This window comes from Pseudomonas sp., from assembly GCF_033723075.1.
In the GTDB taxonomy this organism is placed as follows: domain Bacteria; phylum Pseudomonadota; class Gammaproteobacteria; order Pseudomonadales; family Pseudomonadaceae; genus Aquipseudomonas.
This window is the reverse complement of sequence record NZ_JAWVXU010000026.1, coordinates 1-16,660: the sequence shown is the minus strand read 5'-3', so window position 1 is coordinate 16,660 and position 16,660 is coordinate 1. Positions and strand designations below refer to the sequence as shown.

The following is a 16,660-nucleotide window of genomic DNA, read 5'->3' as shown; positions in this document are numbered from 1 at the left end:
GCCTCGCTATTTAGATGATGTAGCCGCCCGCGACTTCGATAGTCTGAGCGTTGATCCAGCGGCCTTCTTCGGACAGCAGCATGGCGATAACGCGAGCGACGTCCTCCGGTTCGCCCACCCGACCAAGAGCGGTTTGCGACGCGAGTAACGCCTCGAACTCGTCATTCAAACCGCCACCCAGTTCGGTGCGAATCGCCCCCGGCGAGACAGCATTGGCACGGATACGCCGAGGGCCGAACTCCTTGGCCATGTAACGGGTCAGCACGTCGAGCCCGCCCTTGAAGGCCGCATAAGGCGCGACTCCCGCAGTGGCGACGCGGGTCGTGGCGCTGGTCAGGTTGACGATGCAGGCACCCTCCTCCATCAGCGGCAGCAAGGATTGAGTCAGGAAAAACGGACCCTTAAGGTGCACGTTCAGCAAACCGTCAAACTGCGCCTCGGTGACCGATTCCAGAGGATTGAACAAGCCATGCCCCGCGTTGTTCACCAGGCCGCCGAGCGTTGCCACACCCCAGGTTGCCTGCAAGGTAAGCGCCACGGCTTCCCGGAAACTGTCGAAACGGCTCACGTCGGCAACGTCCAGTTCAAGCGCCACGGCCTTGCCGCCCGATGCCTGGATACGATGGACGACAGAGGTTGCTGAATCAGCATTGGTCTTGTAAGTCAGGATGACTCCCATGCCGCGCTGAGCGCAATGTTCGGCCGCACTGGCGCCGATGCCCCGGCTGCCACCCGTAATGACGATAACGCTCATTCGCTGCTCCAATGTCACTGAGTTGAGTCACCACAGTAACCATCGCCTTCGCAGCGAGCGCCGCCGTTCCTACTCGAATCCTGCCTGTTTCTGCTTTTTGCTTGCGTGGACGCATCAGCCTGGGTTCAGATGGTTCCTATGACAAACCCATTGAATGAACTTCGCGCCCTGGCTTCCCGGGCCGAAAACCGCCGCACGGAAACGGGCATCCCGCGCGTAGCCATGGTCCAGGGCAAAATCCCTGAGCACCTGCTGGCCGCGGTCTACGACCCAATGATCAACCTGATCCTGCAAGGCAGTAAATCGATGACTATCGGCGACCGCACGCTTCGCTATGACCCGGCGACCTATTTCGTCATGTCCATCGAATTGCCAGCGGTCGGCCAAGTCCATCCCGCCGCATCCGGCGAGTCTTACCTGGCGGTCAGCCTGACACTCGACCCAGCGGTCCTGGCGACATTACTCGCCGATCTGCCAGAACCTATTGGTCAATACGAAAAGGACGCAGGCTTTTCGGTAGCCGCCGTGACGCCCGACCTCATGGATGCCTGGGTACGCATGCTGCGGTTGATGGACCGGCCTGAAGAAATTGCGGCCCTGGCGCCTGTTTACGAACGGGAGATTCTGTACCGTGTTTTACAGGGCCCCCACGGCTGGATGCTGCGTGATATCGCGGCACCCGATAGCGCCATGGCCCGGGTCAGCCTGGCCATCCAGTACATTCGCCGGGAATTTGCCGAGTCCATTCGGGTGGAGGCACTGGCACAACGGGCGGCGATGAGCGTGTCAGCCTTTCACCGTCATTTCAAAGCCGTCACCGCGCTGAGCCCGTTGCAATATCAAAAAAGGGTTCGATTACTTCAGGCTCGGACGTTGCTGGTGGCCAACGCCAAAAGTGTCACCAACGCGGCGCTTGAGGTCGGCTATGAAAGCGCTACCCAGTTCAGCCGCGATTACGCACGGGTATTTGGCTTACCGCCAGCACGAGATGCGGCGAGGATTCTTGGGGAAACTCGCGGCCAGAGAAGATAGGTGAAAATGACGGTTAGCCAGCCAGGTATCGAGTCGGCTTGGCAGCCGTTCTTTGGAAGCACCACGCTATAGGGCCAACAAATCAATCTTCTGATGGATCGGAAGCTGCCCCTTGATGACAGGCCGCTTTCGGTTGGACCGGACACCGGCCGAATGGACTTGCCTACAATGGCTGCTCGGCGCGCGGCTAAACGCGGGCGCCTGGGGTGCCGCGAGCGTTCTTCTTCTGCAGGATCATCGACGCTTCGTTGTAAGCATTCTGGAAAGCGTCGCTGCCGATCCACTCCACTGCCGTGTCTTCGTCCTCATCGTGGAAGATCCCGCGATAGGTGATCAGCAGACCCATCATGAAGTCGGTGGCCGCGTCTTCCGCTTCCTCGGCCACCACCAGCTCCAACACCGGGTATTGCAGGAACACCAGGCACATCGCCAGCAGGCTGATGCCCTCGCCTACTCTCATCGCCTGGAACAGATCGTCGAAGTGCGCCGGGTCGAAGCCGTTCTCTTCGATGTCTTTGAAGTCGAAGGTGCTCAAGTCGATTTCCACATCATCGAACGGCTCGTTGACCAACGGATTGGCCAACAGCGGATGGACGACATTGGCTTTGGCCTTGCCCGAACGATTCTGCTTGGCCTTGGCTTTGGCCCGCTGGGCGCGTTTTTGCTGTTTATCTGCGGAGGCCATGGAGGCGAGTTCCTTGTGCGATGAAGCCATATCTATGGCCCAGGGTAATCGGGGCATATTGTATTCAGTCTTGGCTGGGTTCGTCGGCCAAAGGGGGGTTTTTCCGGGTCTACACGCTTGCTTTCGCGCCAGCAGCGGCCTACCGGAAACGGCGGATAACGACCCACAGCGGCCAGACGCGACAGGCAGGCCCTGGCCGATATTTGCCGGTTTTCAACGGCAGCGTTGGGGTTTTGTGCCACTACTCCTCAAAGCGACCCGTGGCGTCACGATCACGCTCGTATCGTCTCGTGAGCGGAAAGGACGGCAACCAGGACTCGCGACGGACGGTCCAGAGTTCATAGGATGGCATCAGTTGGTCAGGGGCATCCAGGGATCCCAGGTTCACTTCGATTTCGTCTGCGCTGCGTGCGAAAACGGACGAGCCACAGCGGGGACAAAAAAACCGCCCTGCGTAGTCGCGTGTTTCGCCATCAATCGTCACCGCATCCTGGGGGAACACCGCCGAGGCGTGAAAAAGAGCCCCATGATGCTTGCGGCAGTCGAGACAGTGACAAAGGCCGACCCGGAATGGGCGCCCCGACGCCACAATTCGGACATTGCCGCAAAGGCAACCGCCCGTGAATCGATCCATGCTGCGTCTCCTCTAAAATCAAACGCTCGGAATGTTCACAACGAACCCCGGACTTCCACGAGGCTCTACCCCATGGGCCACGACGGAGCCATTGCGCGACGCTTGAGCATTTCGTTGATGGCTAGCGCAAGGCCGGCCTCCCCGGCTGACGCGCCGGCGTGATCTCGCAAACGGCCATTATCGGCGATTGTCAAAATAGCAGCTCAACGACTGCAAAGGGTCGTTGTTGCAGCCCTTTGTGACGGGCAGCAGTCGGCCCGGAGCTGCCCATGAGCACAGGCAGGAATCGGAGGTAGGTGGACCTTCAGTTGCGTATACAAAACTTGGGGCGATTCAGTCCTTCTTACCTTTTTCAGGAAAAAAGCATCGTGGAGGGACATGCCCACAATTAACAAAGGGCGCACCGCAAAAACAGCAACACTCCGCAAATTCTATTCAAAGCCAACGATCTATGGCTCAGGAATGCGGGTAACTGTCCACCACCCGCTGGTACTGGCTCGGCGAGGCGCCGATGTGGTGCTTGAAGAAGCGCGTGAAATGCCCCTGCTCGGAGAAACCCAACGACTCGGAAAGCAAGCCCAGGGTGCCACTACGCTCGCTGTCGAGCCAGGAAAAGGCACGCTGCATCCTCGCCGCGTTGAGCAGCAGGTTGGGTGTCATGCCGGTATCCTTGCGAAACAGGGAATAGAAGTGCGCGCGTGACAGACCACAGAATTTGGCCGCATTGTCGATTGGCGCCAGGTCATCCAAGTGATTGAGCAAATAGTCGGTACCTTTGCGCACTCGCGCGTCGCGGTATTCATTGGCGGTGCGAACGCCCATCCGACAGAGATGCCGCCACTGCGAGGAGTCTTCGATCAGCTGGATGAGGAGGTCGAACAAGTAAAACTCAATACGCTCCTGCGGAACCAGGCCAAGGCTGTGCATTTCAGCAATCAAGCGATCCGCCAGATTGCGGTTTTGCGTGCTCAGCTCCATGGAAGATTGCGCAAAAAAGTCTGGCCGGCTGCTCAAGGCTAGCGACTGTTGCGCGGTGGCAAGCCAGGCCGGCTCGATATACAGAGCCAGAATCAAGGTATTGCCGGCACCTGCCTGGTAATCGAAATAATGCGGTTCCCAGGCGTTGACCAAGACAGCATTGCGGTCAGTCAGCGGCACCTGACGGCCTCGGACGTTGAAGAAGGTGTCGTCACCCGCCACTTTCACCAGTACATGGCATTCCGAATGGGTATGCATGACTAAGGGTTTATTCATGTTCAACAAGGCAACTCGGCCGAAATTGCCATGAAATACGCGTTGTGCGACTGACATAAGCTGTTCTCCCTCATCCGTTGGATGGGTGTTGTCCGCGGCGCTTGACGATATCTGCGCCGTCTTGGAAGGTTGCCCTCGCAATAGTTGGCCGGAGCCCAGCAGGCGTATCGATATCTTGGAGGATACCAGAATCCTCCACGTCAACATTTACACACACAGTGCGCTGTTCACGGAGCAGTTCACGGGCACCGTTATCGCCATCGAGTCGCCGCAGGGCGGGCCAGAAGTTTCGGCCAAACAACACCGGATGTCCTGGCCCACCTCGATAGTGCGGACGAACAATATTTGATCTATTCACCCTCGTGCACAAGTACCGCTGAGTCGTAGCGTCGATCCAGGGCATATCGCCGAGGAATACCGCCAGCGCCTCGGCCTCGCTCTCTGCCAGCTCGGCAACCGCTTGCGCCAGGCTGGCACCCATTCCGCGAGTGGCGTGTGGTGCCCGGATCACGCCAATACCTGGCGGAACGCCCAAAGCGGCAGGCGAGTCCTCCGCGCGCAATACTACATATACTCGCGCAAATACCTCCGCCACCGCGACTAGGGTCGACTCCAGCACACCTCTACCGTCGGCCAACAGTGCCATTCGTTTGTCGGTACCGAAACGCCTGCTGCTGCCGGCTGCCAGTACCAAGGCAATGACCTGATCACAAGGCATGGCGCGCCCTGCCATGGTATACACGGAGGACATCCGCCATTACCGCCAGGGCTATTTCCGCCGGCGCCTTACTGCCCAGATCCAGACCGATGGGCATGTGCAGGCGCGCGATCTGCTCGTTGGACAGGCCACCAACGCGCTTGAGCCGCTCGGCGCGCTTGGCCGACGTGGCCTGCGAGCCCATGGCGCCGATGTAGAACGCCGGGGTGTGCACGGCCTCCATCAGGGCCAGGTCGTCGATACGTGGATCATGGGTTAACGCCACCACCGCGGTGGCGGCGTGGCAACCTCCAGCGCCGATGAACAGCGAGGGCAGGACACGCTGCATCTGCACACCGTCAAGCACGATGTGCTCGACTTCCTCACGGGGGTCACAGGCAATCACCTCGCAGCCGATGGCGCGGGCAAAAGCGGCGCAGGCCTCGGCCACCGGGGAGAGCCCGGCGAGAATCAGGCGCAGGACCGGGCCGACATGAATGCGCACCGTTTCACCCACGACTTGCACCCGTTCGCTACCCTGACCGGCGTCCGGATCCAGGCGCAGCGCACCACTGGTAAGGTCGACATGACGCACTAGGCGATGCTGACCGAGCAATGCCACCTGCAGGCTTTCCAGGTGCTCGATCCACTCGCCGCTGGGCGCGCGGTGCTCCACCAGCACAACCAGCACCCCACCGCACGGCAAACGCAGGCGCCGACTCTCCTCGGCGCTGTCGCCGTAGCGGACAATCTGCGCCGACTCACGCAGCTCGCCACGGGCCAGGCTGGCGAGGAATTCTTCCTCGACACAGCCGCCGGAGAGCGAACCGACATGCTCACCAGCACCGCTGGCCACCAGCATTGCCCCCGGCGCGCGCGGCGCCGAGCCATAGGTCGAGAGTACCGTACAGAACCACAGCGCACGACCGGCACGGGCCCATTCGAGTGCCTGGCTGACAACCTGTAGATCGAGATGGCGCATGATTCCAGTACCTCGTAACGATGACATCGCCCAAGCCCCGGCATGGAAGCCAGCAGGCGAGAACTTGCCCGATCCGCACTAACCCGGGCATGTGCTAGTGCGGAAAACCATCTTGGTGATGGGCATTTCATCAATCGGCCGCCGTACGGTCAGGCTATGGCAACGGAATGGCGCACGCCTTGCCAACTCAATGGAATATTGACCCTGTAGCCCACAAATTTGCCTTTTAGTCTGATTGATGCGTAAAAGGCCACGCGCTGACGAATAAAAAAGACCCTAGGGTGCTCGCTAGTATCGCCCTGGCGCCACGTATCATCATCGAAACCTACAGCCTCGATGGTATCCGCTGTACCACCGCCGCCTGGCGTTTCACCACGCTGACAATATCGAGTGCATCTTTCACGGTGGAGCGACAGCTGACTGCACCCGGACATTCCCCTGTCCGACCTGGAGGTGCATCTGGCGAACATCCGCCGGTCTTTGTTGGTAATCCAGGGCTTGCCACGCCGGAGCAAGTGGTTATTGTTCAGCTCCGCATGGCAGACCCCTGCCGCGCAGTGCTGCTGGACTACTGCTGGCCCTTTTCGTAGAACGAGGTGTGCGTGCAGACCCTGCAACTGATCACTGACTTATTGCAGAGCTACCTGGCTGAAGCCGCCGTATCTCAGTCATGCATCAACTCGCACCTCGTCCAGAGTCGCGACATTTTCCACTTGCTCGCGCCAGCGGCGGACAATGCCCAACTCGATATCGAACATATCCAGCACCCGCCCCAGAGTGTGATCGACCATCTCTTCCAGGCTGCTCGGTTTGGCATAGAACGCCGGCACCGGCGGCGCGATCACCGCGCCGAGTTCGGCCAGCTCGCTCATGCTGCGCAGGTGGTTGCGGTGTAACGGCGTCTCGCGAACCATAAGTACCAAACGCCGACGCTCCTTGAGCACCACGTCGGCGGCGCGGGTCAACAGTGTCGAGGTCACGCCGCTGGCAATCTCCGACATGCTGCGCACCGAACAGGGTGCAATGACCATGCCCATGGTCTTGAACGAGCCGCTGGCGATGGCCGCGCCGATGTCCTGGTTGGAGTAGCTGACATCCGCCAACCCCTTGAGCTGTGACCAGGACAGCTCGGTCTCGTGGGCCAGAGTGATCAGCGCCGACTTGCTTACCACCAGATGTGTTTCGATCGACGTGTCCTGCAGCAGCTCCAGCAGGCGCACACCGTAGATGGCCCCGGAAGCGCCGGAAATGCCGATGATCAGCCGCGGCACGCGGGGTTTAATCAACTCGCTCATGCTCGCTCTCCTCAATCTGGCCTTCCTTGTAAAAATGAATGGTATTCAGTGCCGCCATCATGTTTTTACCGATCACCTCAATGAACAACATCGCCGCCGGGGTCAACGGACGGCGCGGGTCGTACACACAGACCATGCGCCGGGTAATCCCCGGTGCGGCGAGTGGGTAGGCGCGCAGAGCGCCTTCGTGCAGGCCGCGGTGCAGCACAGTAGCCGGCAGCAGGCTGACCCAGTCGCTGCGACGGAGGAAGTCCTCGATCACCGCCAGATCGTCCACCTCCAGCTGGGGAGTAACCTCCAACCCCAGGCTGGCGAGCCGCTGGTCGATGACCATACGCAACCCGTGGCGACGCGACGGCAGCACCAGCTTCAGCCCAGGCAGGCTGGCCAGTGGCAGCGGCAATGGGCCGTTCAGGCGGTTGGCCGCTCCGGTGGCCAGCAGCAGCTCCTCGTCGAGGATGTCGTGCCCCAGCAGGCTGTCCTGTTGAAAGCTCTGGTTGATCACCGCGAAATCCAGCACGCCGGCCAGCACCTTCTCGATCAGTTCCTGGCTGTAACCGGATGTCACGCACAGCTCCACCTCAGTGTGATGCTCAACGAAGTAGGCCAGGGTGTTGGCCAAAGCATTGTTGGTCGCTGAGGCGATGAGCCCGGCGCTGACCCGCCCACCGATCTCGCCGCTACGATTGATCAGGGTCTGCCGCGCCTCGAGGATCTGCCCGAGTACCGGCATGAACAGTCGGTAGGCCTGCTCGCCGGCCTCGGTTGGCGTCATGCCCTTGGAGCTGCGCTCGAACAATGTCTGGCCGAGCTCCTCCTCGAGCCTGGCGATCTGCATGGATAGTGCCGGCTGGACGATGTTCAGTCGCTGCGCCGCGCGGGTGACCGAGCCTTCCTCGTAAAGGCAGGTGAAGTACTTCAGTTGGCGCAGTTCCACCGTCGTCATCCTCGCCTTTGCCGTCAGCCCAGAGTGCCGACGCTCTGGTAGATGTGTTTGAGCTCGCTAAAATCCAGCAATGCATCGACCCCGTGCAAGCGGCCCAAGCCACTCTTGCGGTAGCCGCCGGTCTCTGCCTCGGCGAACAGCTTGTTGTGGTCATTGAGCCATACGGTACCGTTGCGCAGTGCGCGGGCGACCCGCCAGGCCCGCGCGCCCTCATTGGTCCAGACGCTGGCGGAGAGGCCGAACTCGCTGTGGTTGGCACGGGTTACCGCTTCGGCCTCGTCGTCGAAAGCTTCCAGCACCAGCAGCGGGCCGAAGATTTCCTCCTGGCAGAAGAACGCGCCGCTATCACGGTGGGCGATCAGTGCAGGGGCGAGGAAGGCGCCCTGCCTCAGCGCGCCATCCGGGCGGCCACCGGCCAGCAGCACCTCGTCGCAACAGTCCAGCGCCTCGGCGATACGCTTCTCGACCTTGTCGCGCGACTGCCAGTCAATCAGTGGGCCCATTTGCGTCGTCGCCTCCAAACCGTGGCCCAGGCGGATTTCGCTGAGCGAGGCACTGAGCGCACGTTTCATCTCGGCAAAACGGCTGGCCTGCACCAGCACGCGCCGTGCGGCGGTGCACTGTTGGCCGGAAATGATAGTTGCTGCTGCCGCCAGCTTCGGTGCGATAGCCTCGACGTCGGTATCCTCGAAGACCAGGCAACAGGACTTGCCGCCGAGTTCAAGGGACAGCTTCTTCATGGTCGCTGCGGCGTCTTGCATGATGCGCTGGCCGGTTGCGGTGGAGCCAGTAAAGCTGAGCACATCGACCAGCGGCGAAGCCACCAGGTACGCCGCGCCGACATGCCCAGTTTCAGCGAATAGGTTGACCACTCCGGCCGGTAGACTCGGTAGGGCGAATAGCGGCTCGAGCATGGCCGCGTTGAATAGCGCGGTCTGCGGCGCCGGCTTGATCACCGCGGTGCAGCCGGCCGCCAGCGCCGGAGCAAGGGCGCGCACCAGCAGCACCGCCGGGGCATTCCATGGGATGATCAGGCCCGCGACCCCGGCCGGCTCACGCAACATGGTGGAGAACTCGCCAGGCGCCACCTCCAGCACATGGCCGGGGTTGTGCCGGGCCAGACCGGCATAATAGACAATCTCGGAAATCGCCCCGGCTATCTCACCGCGCGATTGCGCCAGGGCCTTGCCGTTCTCGCGGGTAAGCAGCTGCGCCAGCTCCTCTTGGCGTGCCTTGAGTCCTGCGGCCCAGTCCAGCAACAATTGCTGACGCAGGCGCGGGTTCTGTGACCACTTCGGGTTGGCGAAGGCACGCGCGGCGGCGGAGACCGCCGCTTGCGCCTCGGCTTCGCCGCCATCGGCGAAGCGGCCGATCAACTCGCAGCTGGCTGGGTCGAAGCTGTCCGCCCAACGTCCCGCATCGGTCCATTGTCCATCGATGAAATGTCTACTTTGCATGAGTCCTCCGGTATTCCGTGGATCAGCGAGCCGCGGTCGACCACCAGAGCCGACCGCTCGCTGATTCGCTGTCAGAGCTGGTGTTCGGTAGCCGCTTTGGGCGCGCGCTCGACCTGCTGCGCATCAACGCGAGCCTGGTCCTCGGGTTTGCGCGCCGCATCCGACATACCGTTGAACAGCGTGCCCAGCACGCCCTTGTTCAAGTCACTGGTGCCAAACAGTGCATCGCAGATCGGAAAAGTCAGGTTGAAATTGCGCGTGTGCATGAAGTCCGGGTTGTGATGCAGGACATGCATGCGGCGCACCGTGTTGACCAGCGGCATGGCATCGAGCAGCGGATGCTCAAGGTGCGACAGCGTGTGCAGGCCTTCGTACATCAGGAAGTAGGCCGCCATCGTCAGCATTGCGATATAGCCTGCGTTGGCCGTCCATAACGTGCCCAGCAGCAGGGCCAGCGGCAGCGCGGCCAGCACGAACAACACAGGAGCGAATGGGGGAAACAGCAGAGCGCGCCAATCCTGATGGCCGTGATAGTCCAGCGTCTTGTGCGAGAAGAACTGATGGTGGGTGGCGACATGCCGCTTGTAGGCCGGCTTGAGCCAGCTCCTCGGGCTGTGTAGCAAATAACGGTGGCCCGCCCATTCGGCCCAATTGCCGAACAGGAACATCGGCACTACCACCAGCAACCACTCCTGCCAGCTCGTATCGACAATCTGGCTGGCGCAGTACCAGAGCACCGCGCCGGTGAATAGCAGAGTGAAAGCCAGGTGCATTTCGCCGCGATACCAGCTGGGCGTGGACGCACGATAGCTCTCGCGGTATGCGTGCGAACGCTCAACGATTTGTTGTTCACGATTCATAACGGTTTACCCTTTCAATGAAATATCGGCTGCGCATGGATTCCCCCCCTATCAGTGGGTCACCGAGCCGCCGTCGACCACCACAGTCTGGCCGCTCATGAAGTCGCTGTCGGCGCTGGCCAGGAACAGCAGTGCGCCGATCAAGTCTTCCGGCACTGCCTCGCGTTTGAGGCAACGGCTGGCGATGTTGTTGCGCACGATATCGTCGGCCCAGGCGGCATTGGCCTGCACGTTAGTGCTCATGGTCAAACCGGGGGCCAGGCAGTTGCAGCGGATCCCGGTATCGCCCACCTCGCGGGCGATGGAGCGGGTCATGGCGATCACCGCACCCTTCGAGGCGACATAGGCAAGCATCATTGGCGCACCCTTGAAGGCGGTGGCCGAGGCAATGTTGACGATCTTGCCGTAGCCCTGTTTGCGCATCACCGGTAGCACCGCCTTGGCGCACTCGAAGGAGCCGCGCACGTTGACCGCCATGATCTTGTCCCACTCCGCCGAGCTAGTCTGCTCGAAGGGCTTGAGCTCGAGGGTGGCGAACAGCGCGGCGTTATTGACCAGCACCTGCACGCCGCCGAATTCCGCCACCGCCGCCTCGACCATGGCTTGCACGGCGGCACCGTCGGTGACATCGCAGGCCAGCGCCAGGGCGCTGCCGCCCTCGGCGCGGATCGCCGCCGCGGTCTCGTTCGGGGTATTCAGGTCGCAGAGGACGACCTTCGCCCCCTCGGCAGCCAGTGCCTTGGCGTAGGTAGCACCTATTCCTTGCGCGGCGCCGGTAATGATCGCCACCTTGTCTTTCATTCGGTTCACAGCATTTTCTCCAGGTTGATCTCCGGCGGGGATGGCCGGGTGAGAGTTCCGCCCACTAAGGAGGGGCCTTTCATGAAATGAATGCGGTCACCAAGCCGGGCTGCCAAGCAATCAGCACCATGGTCAACAGAGTCACCAGCAGGAAAGGCAGCAGAGGCCGCATGATCTCGCTGGGCCGACAACCCGTAACGCGGGAAGCGACATAAAGGGCCGCTCCGACAGGTGGTGTCAGCAGCCCCAGAGTGAGGTTGATGCACATCACTACCCCCAAGTGATAGGGGTTGATGCCATAGACGCCCTGGGCCACCGGCAACAGGATCGGTACCAGCAGGATCAGAGCCGCGATGCCGTCGATGACCATGCCCACGACCAGCAGCAGGGCGATCACCAGCAACATGTAGATGAATGGATCAGAGGTCATGCTCTGCATCACCTCGCCAAGCTGCTGCGGAATCCTTTCATAGACGATCACCCAGCCGAAAACCGCGGCGGCCGCCACCAGGGCCAGCACCACGCCACTGTTGATGCCGACCCTCAACAGCATGCCGCCCATACGCTCGAACTTCATTTCTCCATGGGCGAAACGCCCGACCAAAACTGCCATCGCAGCGCCCACGGCGGCGGCCTCGGTCGGAGTAGCCACACCACCGAGAATGCTGCCTATCATCACCACGGGCACGCTGAGCGACGGCAGGCTGCGGAGAATGTTGTTCAGTTTCTCTGCCCGGCTCAGGCGCTCGCTGGCCGGGTACTGATAATAAAAGCCGAGCAGCGCAATGATGGCGACAAAGCCTCCGGCCATCAGCACTCCCGGCACTATGCCGGCGATGAACAGGTCACCGATGGAGATCTGCGCCAACACGCCGAAGATGACGAACAGCATTGACGGCGGAATCACCGGTGCCAGCAAGGCCCCGGCCGCCGTGGTCGCCGTGGCGAAATTGCGGTCATAACCCTTGCTGTGCATCTCCGGCACCATGACCTGCGCCATCACCGCCACTTGCGCAGTGGCCGAGCCGACAATGGACGCCAGCATCATATTGGCGATGATGTTGATGTAGGCCAGGCCGCCGCGGACGGCGCCGAGAAAGACCGAAGCAAAGGCCACCAACCGCTTGGTTATGCCCCCCTCATTCATCAGCTCCCCCACTAGCATGAACAACGGAATCGCCAGCAAACCGTAGTTATCCAGCCCACCGAAGAATTGCTGCGGATAGGAGAGAAACAACACACTATTGCCACTCAGCTGGATGTAGGACATGGCGGTGACCGCCAGTACCAGCGCGATGGGCAGGCCGATGAACAGCAGCACGATAAAAATAGTCGCGGCCATAGGTCACTCTCCAGAATTGACACGGACTGTGTGCTTGAGAAACTCCGCCTGAGGTACGGTCAGCGTCTGCAGCAGATTGGCCAAGGCGTGCACACTGCTGGACAACGCCACCAGCGGCAAAATCAGCCAGAACCAGACCTTGGCAATGCCCAGGGTCGCTGTGGGTTCCTGATAGATGAAGTTGAATGATTTCGCGGCAAATGCCTGAAAGTCGAAGCTCATACTGATCAACAAGAGCGGATCGAACCACAGGTAGCAGAGCACCAGCATGGCCACGGCGAACCCCAGTACCAGGCCATCGGAAATGCACTGCAGGCCCCTTCTGAGCGCTGGGGAAACGGCATCCTGCAGCAGGGTCACCGCGACGGCATCACGACTCTTGAGGGTCACGGAGAGGCCAATCATGGCCAGCCAAACCATGGTCAGAATGGCCAGCTCATCTAGCCAGAAGATCGGCATTTTCAGGGCGCGACCGGTGACGTTGACTAGGATCATGAGCGGTAGAGCGAGAACCAGCACACGCATCAGTCCCCGCTCGCACCAACCAATCCCGTTACTGAGCGTTTGAATTGAATGAACCATTTGCACTCCTTGAATACGGTCAAGCAGGAGCAGCCCGTCCGGCAGGCAGCGCTGCCGAACCAGGGGAGGCTTCGATTATCGAATCGATTCGGCTTCGCGGCGCAGGTCAGCCAGCACCGGCGCCTTTTTGAGCCAGAGGGTTTCCCATTGCTGCAGCTTGTCGCCGAAGAACTCGGGACCCGCCGGAACCACCTTGACGCCAGCCTTCTGCACGTTCTCCAGCATCTCTGCCTCGATAGCCGTGTATTGCCCGAAGAGGTTGTTCAGGTGCTTTTTCGTCAGTTCGCCGAGCATTGCTCGGTCCTCTGGGCTGAGCTGAGCCCAGAGCCGGCCGGAAACCAGGCCAACGACTGGGAACATCATGTGGTTGCTCTGCACCAGCACGCTGCCGCGCTCATACAGCCGCAGCTTCCAGACCAGCTCCAGATCGGCGTCAACGCCGTCGACCTGACCGTTGGCCAACGCGTCGTATACATCGGGTAGCGGCATCGGAGTCGAGGCCGCGCCAAGCAGCTGATAAAAATCTTTAACCGGCGCAAAGGGCGTAATACGCATTTTTCGGCCATTAATCGCGGCGATGCTGTTGGTCGGGTAAGCATTGAGCATCAAACGCATGCCTGCAGTGCCATAGCCCAGGCCCACAACACCAGCCTCCGCCGGCAACTTGTCGAGCAGGCCCTGTGCCGTCGGGCCATTCAGTAATGTGCCGGCCTGTTTGACGTTGTGCACGAGGTAGGGGGCATAGAGCACGCCAAAATCGGGGATGCGGTTGGTGATCTCGGCCGTGGTCATGAAGGCCATGTCCAGTGCCCCGGTTTGTAGTTGCTGCAGCATCCGCGCCTCGCTGCCAAGCTGGCCGGCCGGGAAGATGGTGATGCTGTAGTTGCCGTCGGAGCGTTCTCGCAGATCGTTGCCCATGGCTGTGGCCGCGACGGACCAGGCGTGGGTTCCCGGCACGATCAGGCCCAGCCTCAGGTCCTTGGCGCTCGCTGCTGCACTGAACACGAAGGCTGCTGCAGCGAAGATGACACCCATCATTTTTGTTCTTGTCTTCATTGGATTTCTCCTTGGGTAGTGTGGATCACATCAGACGATCTATTGTTAGGCAGGACTGCTATAGCGATGGAAAGGCAATGGTGAGCCACGCCCCCCCGCTGAGGGGGCTGTCGAGCGCCAGGCACCTTTCAGGGCGGGTCATCAGCTCGGTTCATGACGGCTCTCCGCCGTCGTTTCAGCCAAGACTCGCTGACGCCAGTCACCTGCCGCGTCATCTATTACCTGGGCAAGATCCACCTCTGACTCGCCTGGCACCTGGATTCTCAGAAACTTGAACGACGGCGCACTGAGCGGCACCGTGGCATCGAACCCCAACTTGGAGCCCACGCCTTCACGGGTGGAGGGGTCGAGCTTGGAACCTTGCGACTCGTGGATCTGCACCAGGTCGCGATCGGCCTGGAAGCGCGTGGCGATCGCCCACTCCACTTCGCTCGGGTTGTGGATATCCACATCCAAATCGACCACGGTGACGTGTTTGATGTCGTAGTGACCGCCGAGGGCGCCGAGGATCACGTTCTTCGCCTCACCCTCGGAGCGTTTGTCGATCTGCACGTAGAGGTGGTAGCGGCACACCCCGCCCTTGGCCAGGTGCACGTCGCGCACGCAGGGAAAGCTGCGGCGCAGATGGGCGAGCATGCTTGCCTCGCGCGGGATACCCCCGAGCAGCAGGTGCTCGAGACCGCCGCCGACGATGGTGTGGAAGATCGGCGCGCGGCGGTGGGTGATGGCGTCAACCTCGATCACGTGGCGCTCGGCGCGCTCGCCGTAGTACTGTGGGAATTCACCGAACGGGCCTTCCATTTCCCGCGCCTTGGCCAGCAGGCGGCCCTCTATGACGATCTCGGCCTCGGCCGGCACGCGGATCCGGTTGGTCACACAACGCGCCACCGGCAATGGCCGTCCGTGCAGGGCGCCGGCAATTTCCAGTTCATCGTGATCGATCGGCACGATGGCCTGGGAAGCCAACAGGGTCAGCGGGTCGGCGCCGATCACCACCGCCACCTCCAGGTCCTCGCCGCGTGCTTCCACCTCTTGAAAGAACGCCAGGGCATGGCGCGGCAACAACAGCGCACCGAGGCGGTTCGGGCTACTCACCTGAAGGCGGTGGATAGAGACGTTCTGCACCCCGGTGCGCGGGTTGCGGGTGATCAGCAGGCCGGCGGTGATGTAGGGGCCACTGTCGTGCTCGTTATGAGTGGGGATCGGCAACTGTTTGTTCAGGTCGACTTCACGGTGCACCACCTGCTGGCACGGCGCATCGAAGATTTCATACCAGGGCAGCGGATTGAGGCTGGCCTGTTCGAAACGTGCCAGCACCTCGCCGGGCTCGACGCCCATCGCCTCGGCCATCCACTGACGATCGGAGAGCAGACCGGATACCACCGGGATCGTATGACCACTAGGCTCGGGGAACAACGAGGCACTTTTTCCGTCCAGACGATTGGCAATCGCCGCAATGCCGAAACACAAGTCCACGCCGGGGTGGATCACTGCCAGGCGTTGGTGCCGCTGCAGATGGTCAAGCCAGCCGCGCAGACAGCTGCCTGCTGGCAAGGCTCCGTCGGTAGCTGGTGTGGGAGTGGTCACAGGCTGCATGGCCGTACCTCGTTGTTATTGTTTTGGCGACTTGTCGTGTTGCTGGGCGACATGTCGGTTAAGGGTTTCCGCCCGTGGCGGGGTGTGCGCTCAGCGCCCCTGCTGTCGCTCGGTCGAGGACAGAGGCAGAGGCAGGGCCGCTTGGGCATGCAGGGGGTACAACAGCGCTAGGTTTTTTCACGGCGCAATCTCCATTGTTGTTGTTTGAAATCGCTGGGCCAGTTCTCACCCTAAAAGTACGGAGGAGGATTTTCTATTAACTAATATTGATGCCACCTATCAGCCCTGATAACGAGGGGCAGCAGGCTTGCTGCACCCCGTCACCTGAGCTTCATCGTGTGGGCAGCCCAGGCTGCCCTGCCTTACCAAGTCAATGAACACTTTCCCTGTCGACTGCCGGTTTGTGTTTGCATCTGATTCATGTGCAGAGGGCGCCGACTGGAGAAAAAAGGCCCGCGAGGGCGGGCCAAGCCATCACCCGGGCTACCGGGAAGGGCTCAAAATAACGCTAGGGTGTAGTTGAGGATCAGCCGATTCTCGTCGACGTCGCTGCGGTAGTTGGAACGCGCGGTGACGTTGCGCACCTTCACCCCCAGGCCCTTGAGCGAACCGCTCTGCACCACGTAGCCGACGTCCAGGTCGCGCTCCCACTCCTTGCCCTCGAAACCGCGGCCGGTGTCGACGTTG

The 16,660-nt window shown here is 61.1% G+C and carries 17 protein-coding genes; 1 reads left to right on the top strand and 16 read right to left on the bottom strand.

The features are described 5' to 3' along the window. Nucleotides 1-10: 10 nt before the first annotated feature. Nucleotides 11-754 (bottom strand): SDR family NAD(P)-dependent oxidoreductase, encoded by a 744-nt coding sequence (locus R3355_RS21705; RefSeq protein ID WP_318963144.1) that lies wholly within the window; start codon nucleotides 752-754, stop codon nucleotides 11-13. A 138-nt stretch (nucleotides 755-892) separates the two neighbouring features. Here R3355_RS21705 and R3355_RS21700 point away from each other — a divergent pair, with 138 nt between their 5' ends. Beyond that, nucleotides 893-1,786, top strand: a complete 894-nt coding sequence (locus R3355_RS21700; RefSeq protein ID WP_318963142.1) for an AraC family transcriptional regulator — start codon at nucleotides 893-895, stop codon at nucleotides 1,784-1,786. Nucleotides 1,787-1,973: 187 nt separating this feature from the next. Here the strand turns inward: R3355_RS21700 and R3355_RS21695 are convergent, their stop codons facing one another. From R3355_RS21695 to R3355_RS21625, 15 genes are all read right to left on the bottom strand, one after another. Beyond that, the gene (locus R3355_RS21695) at nucleotides 1,974-2,471 is read right to left on the bottom strand and encodes a hypothetical protein (RefSeq protein ID WP_318963141.1); all 498 of its coding nucleotides are present in this window, start codon (nucleotides 2,469-2,471) and stop codon (nucleotides 1,974-1,976) included. Between the two features lie 241 nt (nucleotides 2,472-2,712). Further along, nucleotides 2,713-3,105: a GFA family protein gene (locus R3355_RS21690; RefSeq protein WP_318951440.1), complete on the bottom strand. Its 393-nt coding sequence runs from the start codon at nucleotides 3,103-3,105 to the stop codon at nucleotides 2,713-2,715. A 456-nt stretch (nucleotides 3,106-3,561) separates the two neighbouring features. After that, nucleotides 3,562-4,416 carry a helix-turn-helix transcriptional regulator gene (locus R3355_RS21685; protein WP_090504760.1) on the bottom strand — a complete coding sequence of 285 codons (855 nt, stop codon included), beginning with the start codon at nucleotides 4,414-4,416 and terminating at the stop codon, nucleotides 3,562-3,564. 13 nt (nucleotides 4,417-4,429) lie between these two features. After that, nucleotides 4,430-5,077, bottom strand: a complete 648-nt coding sequence (locus R3355_RS21680) for a nucleotidyltransferase family protein (protein WP_318963165.1) — start codon at nucleotides 5,075-5,077, stop codon at nucleotides 4,430-4,432. Then, nucleotides 5,067-6,038 (bottom strand): XdhC family protein, encoded by a 972-nt coding sequence (locus R3355_RS21675; protein ID WP_318963140.1) that lies wholly within the window; start codon nucleotides 6,036-6,038, stop codon nucleotides 5,067-5,069. The genes R3355_RS21680 and R3355_RS21675 overlap by 11 nt, the downstream gene beginning before the upstream one ends. Nucleotides 6,039-6,706: 668 nt before the next feature. Continuing rightward, entirely contained in the window at nucleotides 6,707-7,333 is a 627-nt protein-coding gene (locus tag R3355_RS21670) for a UbiX family flavin prenyltransferase (RefSeq protein WP_090504755.1), read from the bottom strand. Continuing rightward, nucleotides 7,317-8,270, bottom strand: coding sequence for a LysR family transcriptional regulator (locus R3355_RS21665; protein WP_090504751.1), 954 nt, complete (start codon nucleotides 8,268-8,270; stop codon nucleotides 7,317-7,319). Before R3355_RS21665 ends, R3355_RS21670 begins: the two co-directional genes overlap by 17 nt. A gap of 23 nt (nucleotides 8,271-8,293) precedes the next feature. After that, entirely contained in the window at nucleotides 8,294-9,736 is a 1,443-nt protein-coding gene (locus R3355_RS21660) for an aldehyde dehydrogenase family protein (RefSeq protein WP_318963139.1), read from the bottom strand. A 71-nt stretch (nucleotides 9,737-9,807) separates the two neighbouring features. After that, nucleotides 9,808-10,596, bottom strand: a complete 789-nt coding sequence (locus tag R3355_RS21655) for a fatty acid hydroxylase family protein (RefSeq protein ID WP_318963138.1) — start codon at nucleotides 10,594-10,596, stop codon at nucleotides 9,808-9,810. A 51-nt stretch (nucleotides 10,597-10,647) separates the two neighbouring features. Next, on the bottom strand, nucleotides 10,648-11,397 hold the full coding sequence (locus tag R3355_RS21650; RefSeq protein ID WP_244527339.1) for an SDR family NAD(P)-dependent oxidoreductase: 750 nt from the start codon (nucleotides 11,395-11,397) through the stop codon (nucleotides 10,648-10,650). A gap of 79 nt (nucleotides 11,398-11,476) precedes the next feature. After that, entirely contained in the window at nucleotides 11,477-12,739 is a 1,263-nt protein-coding gene (locus tag R3355_RS21645; protein ID WP_090504741.1) for a TRAP transporter large permease, read from the bottom strand. 3 nt (nucleotides 12,740-12,742) lie between these two features. After that, complete coding sequence (locus R3355_RS21640; protein WP_318963137.1) at nucleotides 12,743-13,321, bottom strand: TRAP transporter small permease; 579 nt, start codon at nucleotides 13,319-13,321, stop codon at nucleotides 12,743-12,745. Nucleotides 13,322-13,396: 75 nt separating this feature from the next. Beyond that, on the bottom strand, nucleotides 13,397-14,377 hold the full coding sequence (locus R3355_RS21635) for a TRAP transporter substrate-binding protein (RefSeq protein ID WP_318963136.1): 981 nt from the start codon (nucleotides 14,375-14,377) through the stop codon (nucleotides 13,397-13,399). A gap of 141 nt (nucleotides 14,378-14,518) precedes the next feature. After that, nucleotides 14,519-15,973, bottom strand: a complete 1,455-nt coding sequence (locus tag R3355_RS21630; protein WP_318963135.1) for a UbiD family decarboxylase — start codon at nucleotides 15,971-15,973, stop codon at nucleotides 14,519-14,521. A gap of 497 nt (nucleotides 15,974-16,470) precedes the next feature. Further along, the coding region (locus R3355_RS21625) for an OprD family outer membrane porin (RefSeq protein ID WP_318950560.1) at nucleotides 16,471-16,660 on the bottom strand (190 nt) is incomplete at its 5' end.

Excerpts from the sequence above, each read along its gene's own strand:
- R3355_RS21635 (WP_318963136.1), bottom strand. The coding sequence starts at position 14,377 with ATGAAGACAAGAACAAAAATGATGGGTGTCATCTTCGCTGCAGCAGCC.
- R3355_RS21675 (WP_318963140.1), bottom strand. The coding sequence starts at position 6,038 with ATGCGCCATCTCGATCTACAGGTTGTCAGCCAGGCACTCGAATGGGCC.
- R3355_RS21630 (WP_318963135.1), bottom strand. The coding sequence starts at position 15,973 with ATGCAGCCTGTGACCACTCCCACACCAGCTACCGACGGAGCCTTGCCA.
- R3355_RS21660 (WP_318963139.1), bottom strand. The coding sequence starts at position 9,736 with ATGCAAAGTAGACATTTCATCGATGGACAATGGACCGATGCGGGACGT.
- R3355_RS21645 (WP_090504741.1), bottom strand. The coding sequence starts at position 12,739 with ATGGCCGCGACTATTTTTATCGTGCTGCTGTTCATCGGCCTGCCCATC.
- R3355_RS21640 (WP_318963137.1), bottom strand. The coding sequence starts at position 13,321 with ATGGTTCATTCAATTCAAACGCTCAGTAACGGGATTGGTTGGTGCGAG.
- R3355_RS21650 (WP_244527339.1), bottom strand. The coding sequence starts at position 11,397 with ATGAAAGACAAGGTGGCGATCATTACCGGCGCCGCGCAAGGAATAGGT.
- R3355_RS21670 (WP_090504755.1), bottom strand. The coding sequence starts at position 7,333 with ATGAGCGAGTTGATTAAACCCCGCGTGCCGCGGCTGATCATCGGCATT.
- R3355_RS21700 (WP_318963142.1), top strand. The coding sequence starts at position 893 with ATGACAAACCCATTGAATGAACTTCGCGCCCTGGCTTCCCGGGCCGAA.
- R3355_RS21690 (WP_318951440.1), bottom strand. The coding sequence starts at position 3,105 with ATGGATCGATTCACGGGCGGTTGCCTTTGCGGCAATGTCCGAATTGTG.
- R3355_RS21705 (WP_318963144.1), bottom strand. The coding sequence starts at position 754 with ATGAGCGTTATCGTCATTACGGGTGGCAGCCGGGGCATCGGCGCCAGT.
- R3355_RS21695 (WP_318963141.1), bottom strand. The coding sequence starts at position 2,471 with ATGGCCTCCGCAGATAAACAGCAAAAACGCGCCCAGCGGGCCAAAGCC.
- R3355_RS21680 (WP_318963165.1), bottom strand. The coding sequence starts at position 5,077 with ATGCCTTGTGATCAGGTCATTGCCTTGGTACTGGCAGCCGGCAGCAGC.
- R3355_RS21655 (WP_318963138.1), bottom strand. The coding sequence starts at position 10,596 with ATGAATCGTGAACAACAAATCGTTGAGCGTTCGCACGCATACCGCGAG.
- R3355_RS21685 (WP_090504760.1), bottom strand. The coding sequence starts at position 4,416 with ATGTCAGTCGCACAACGCGTATTTCATGGCAATTTCGGCCGAGTTGCC.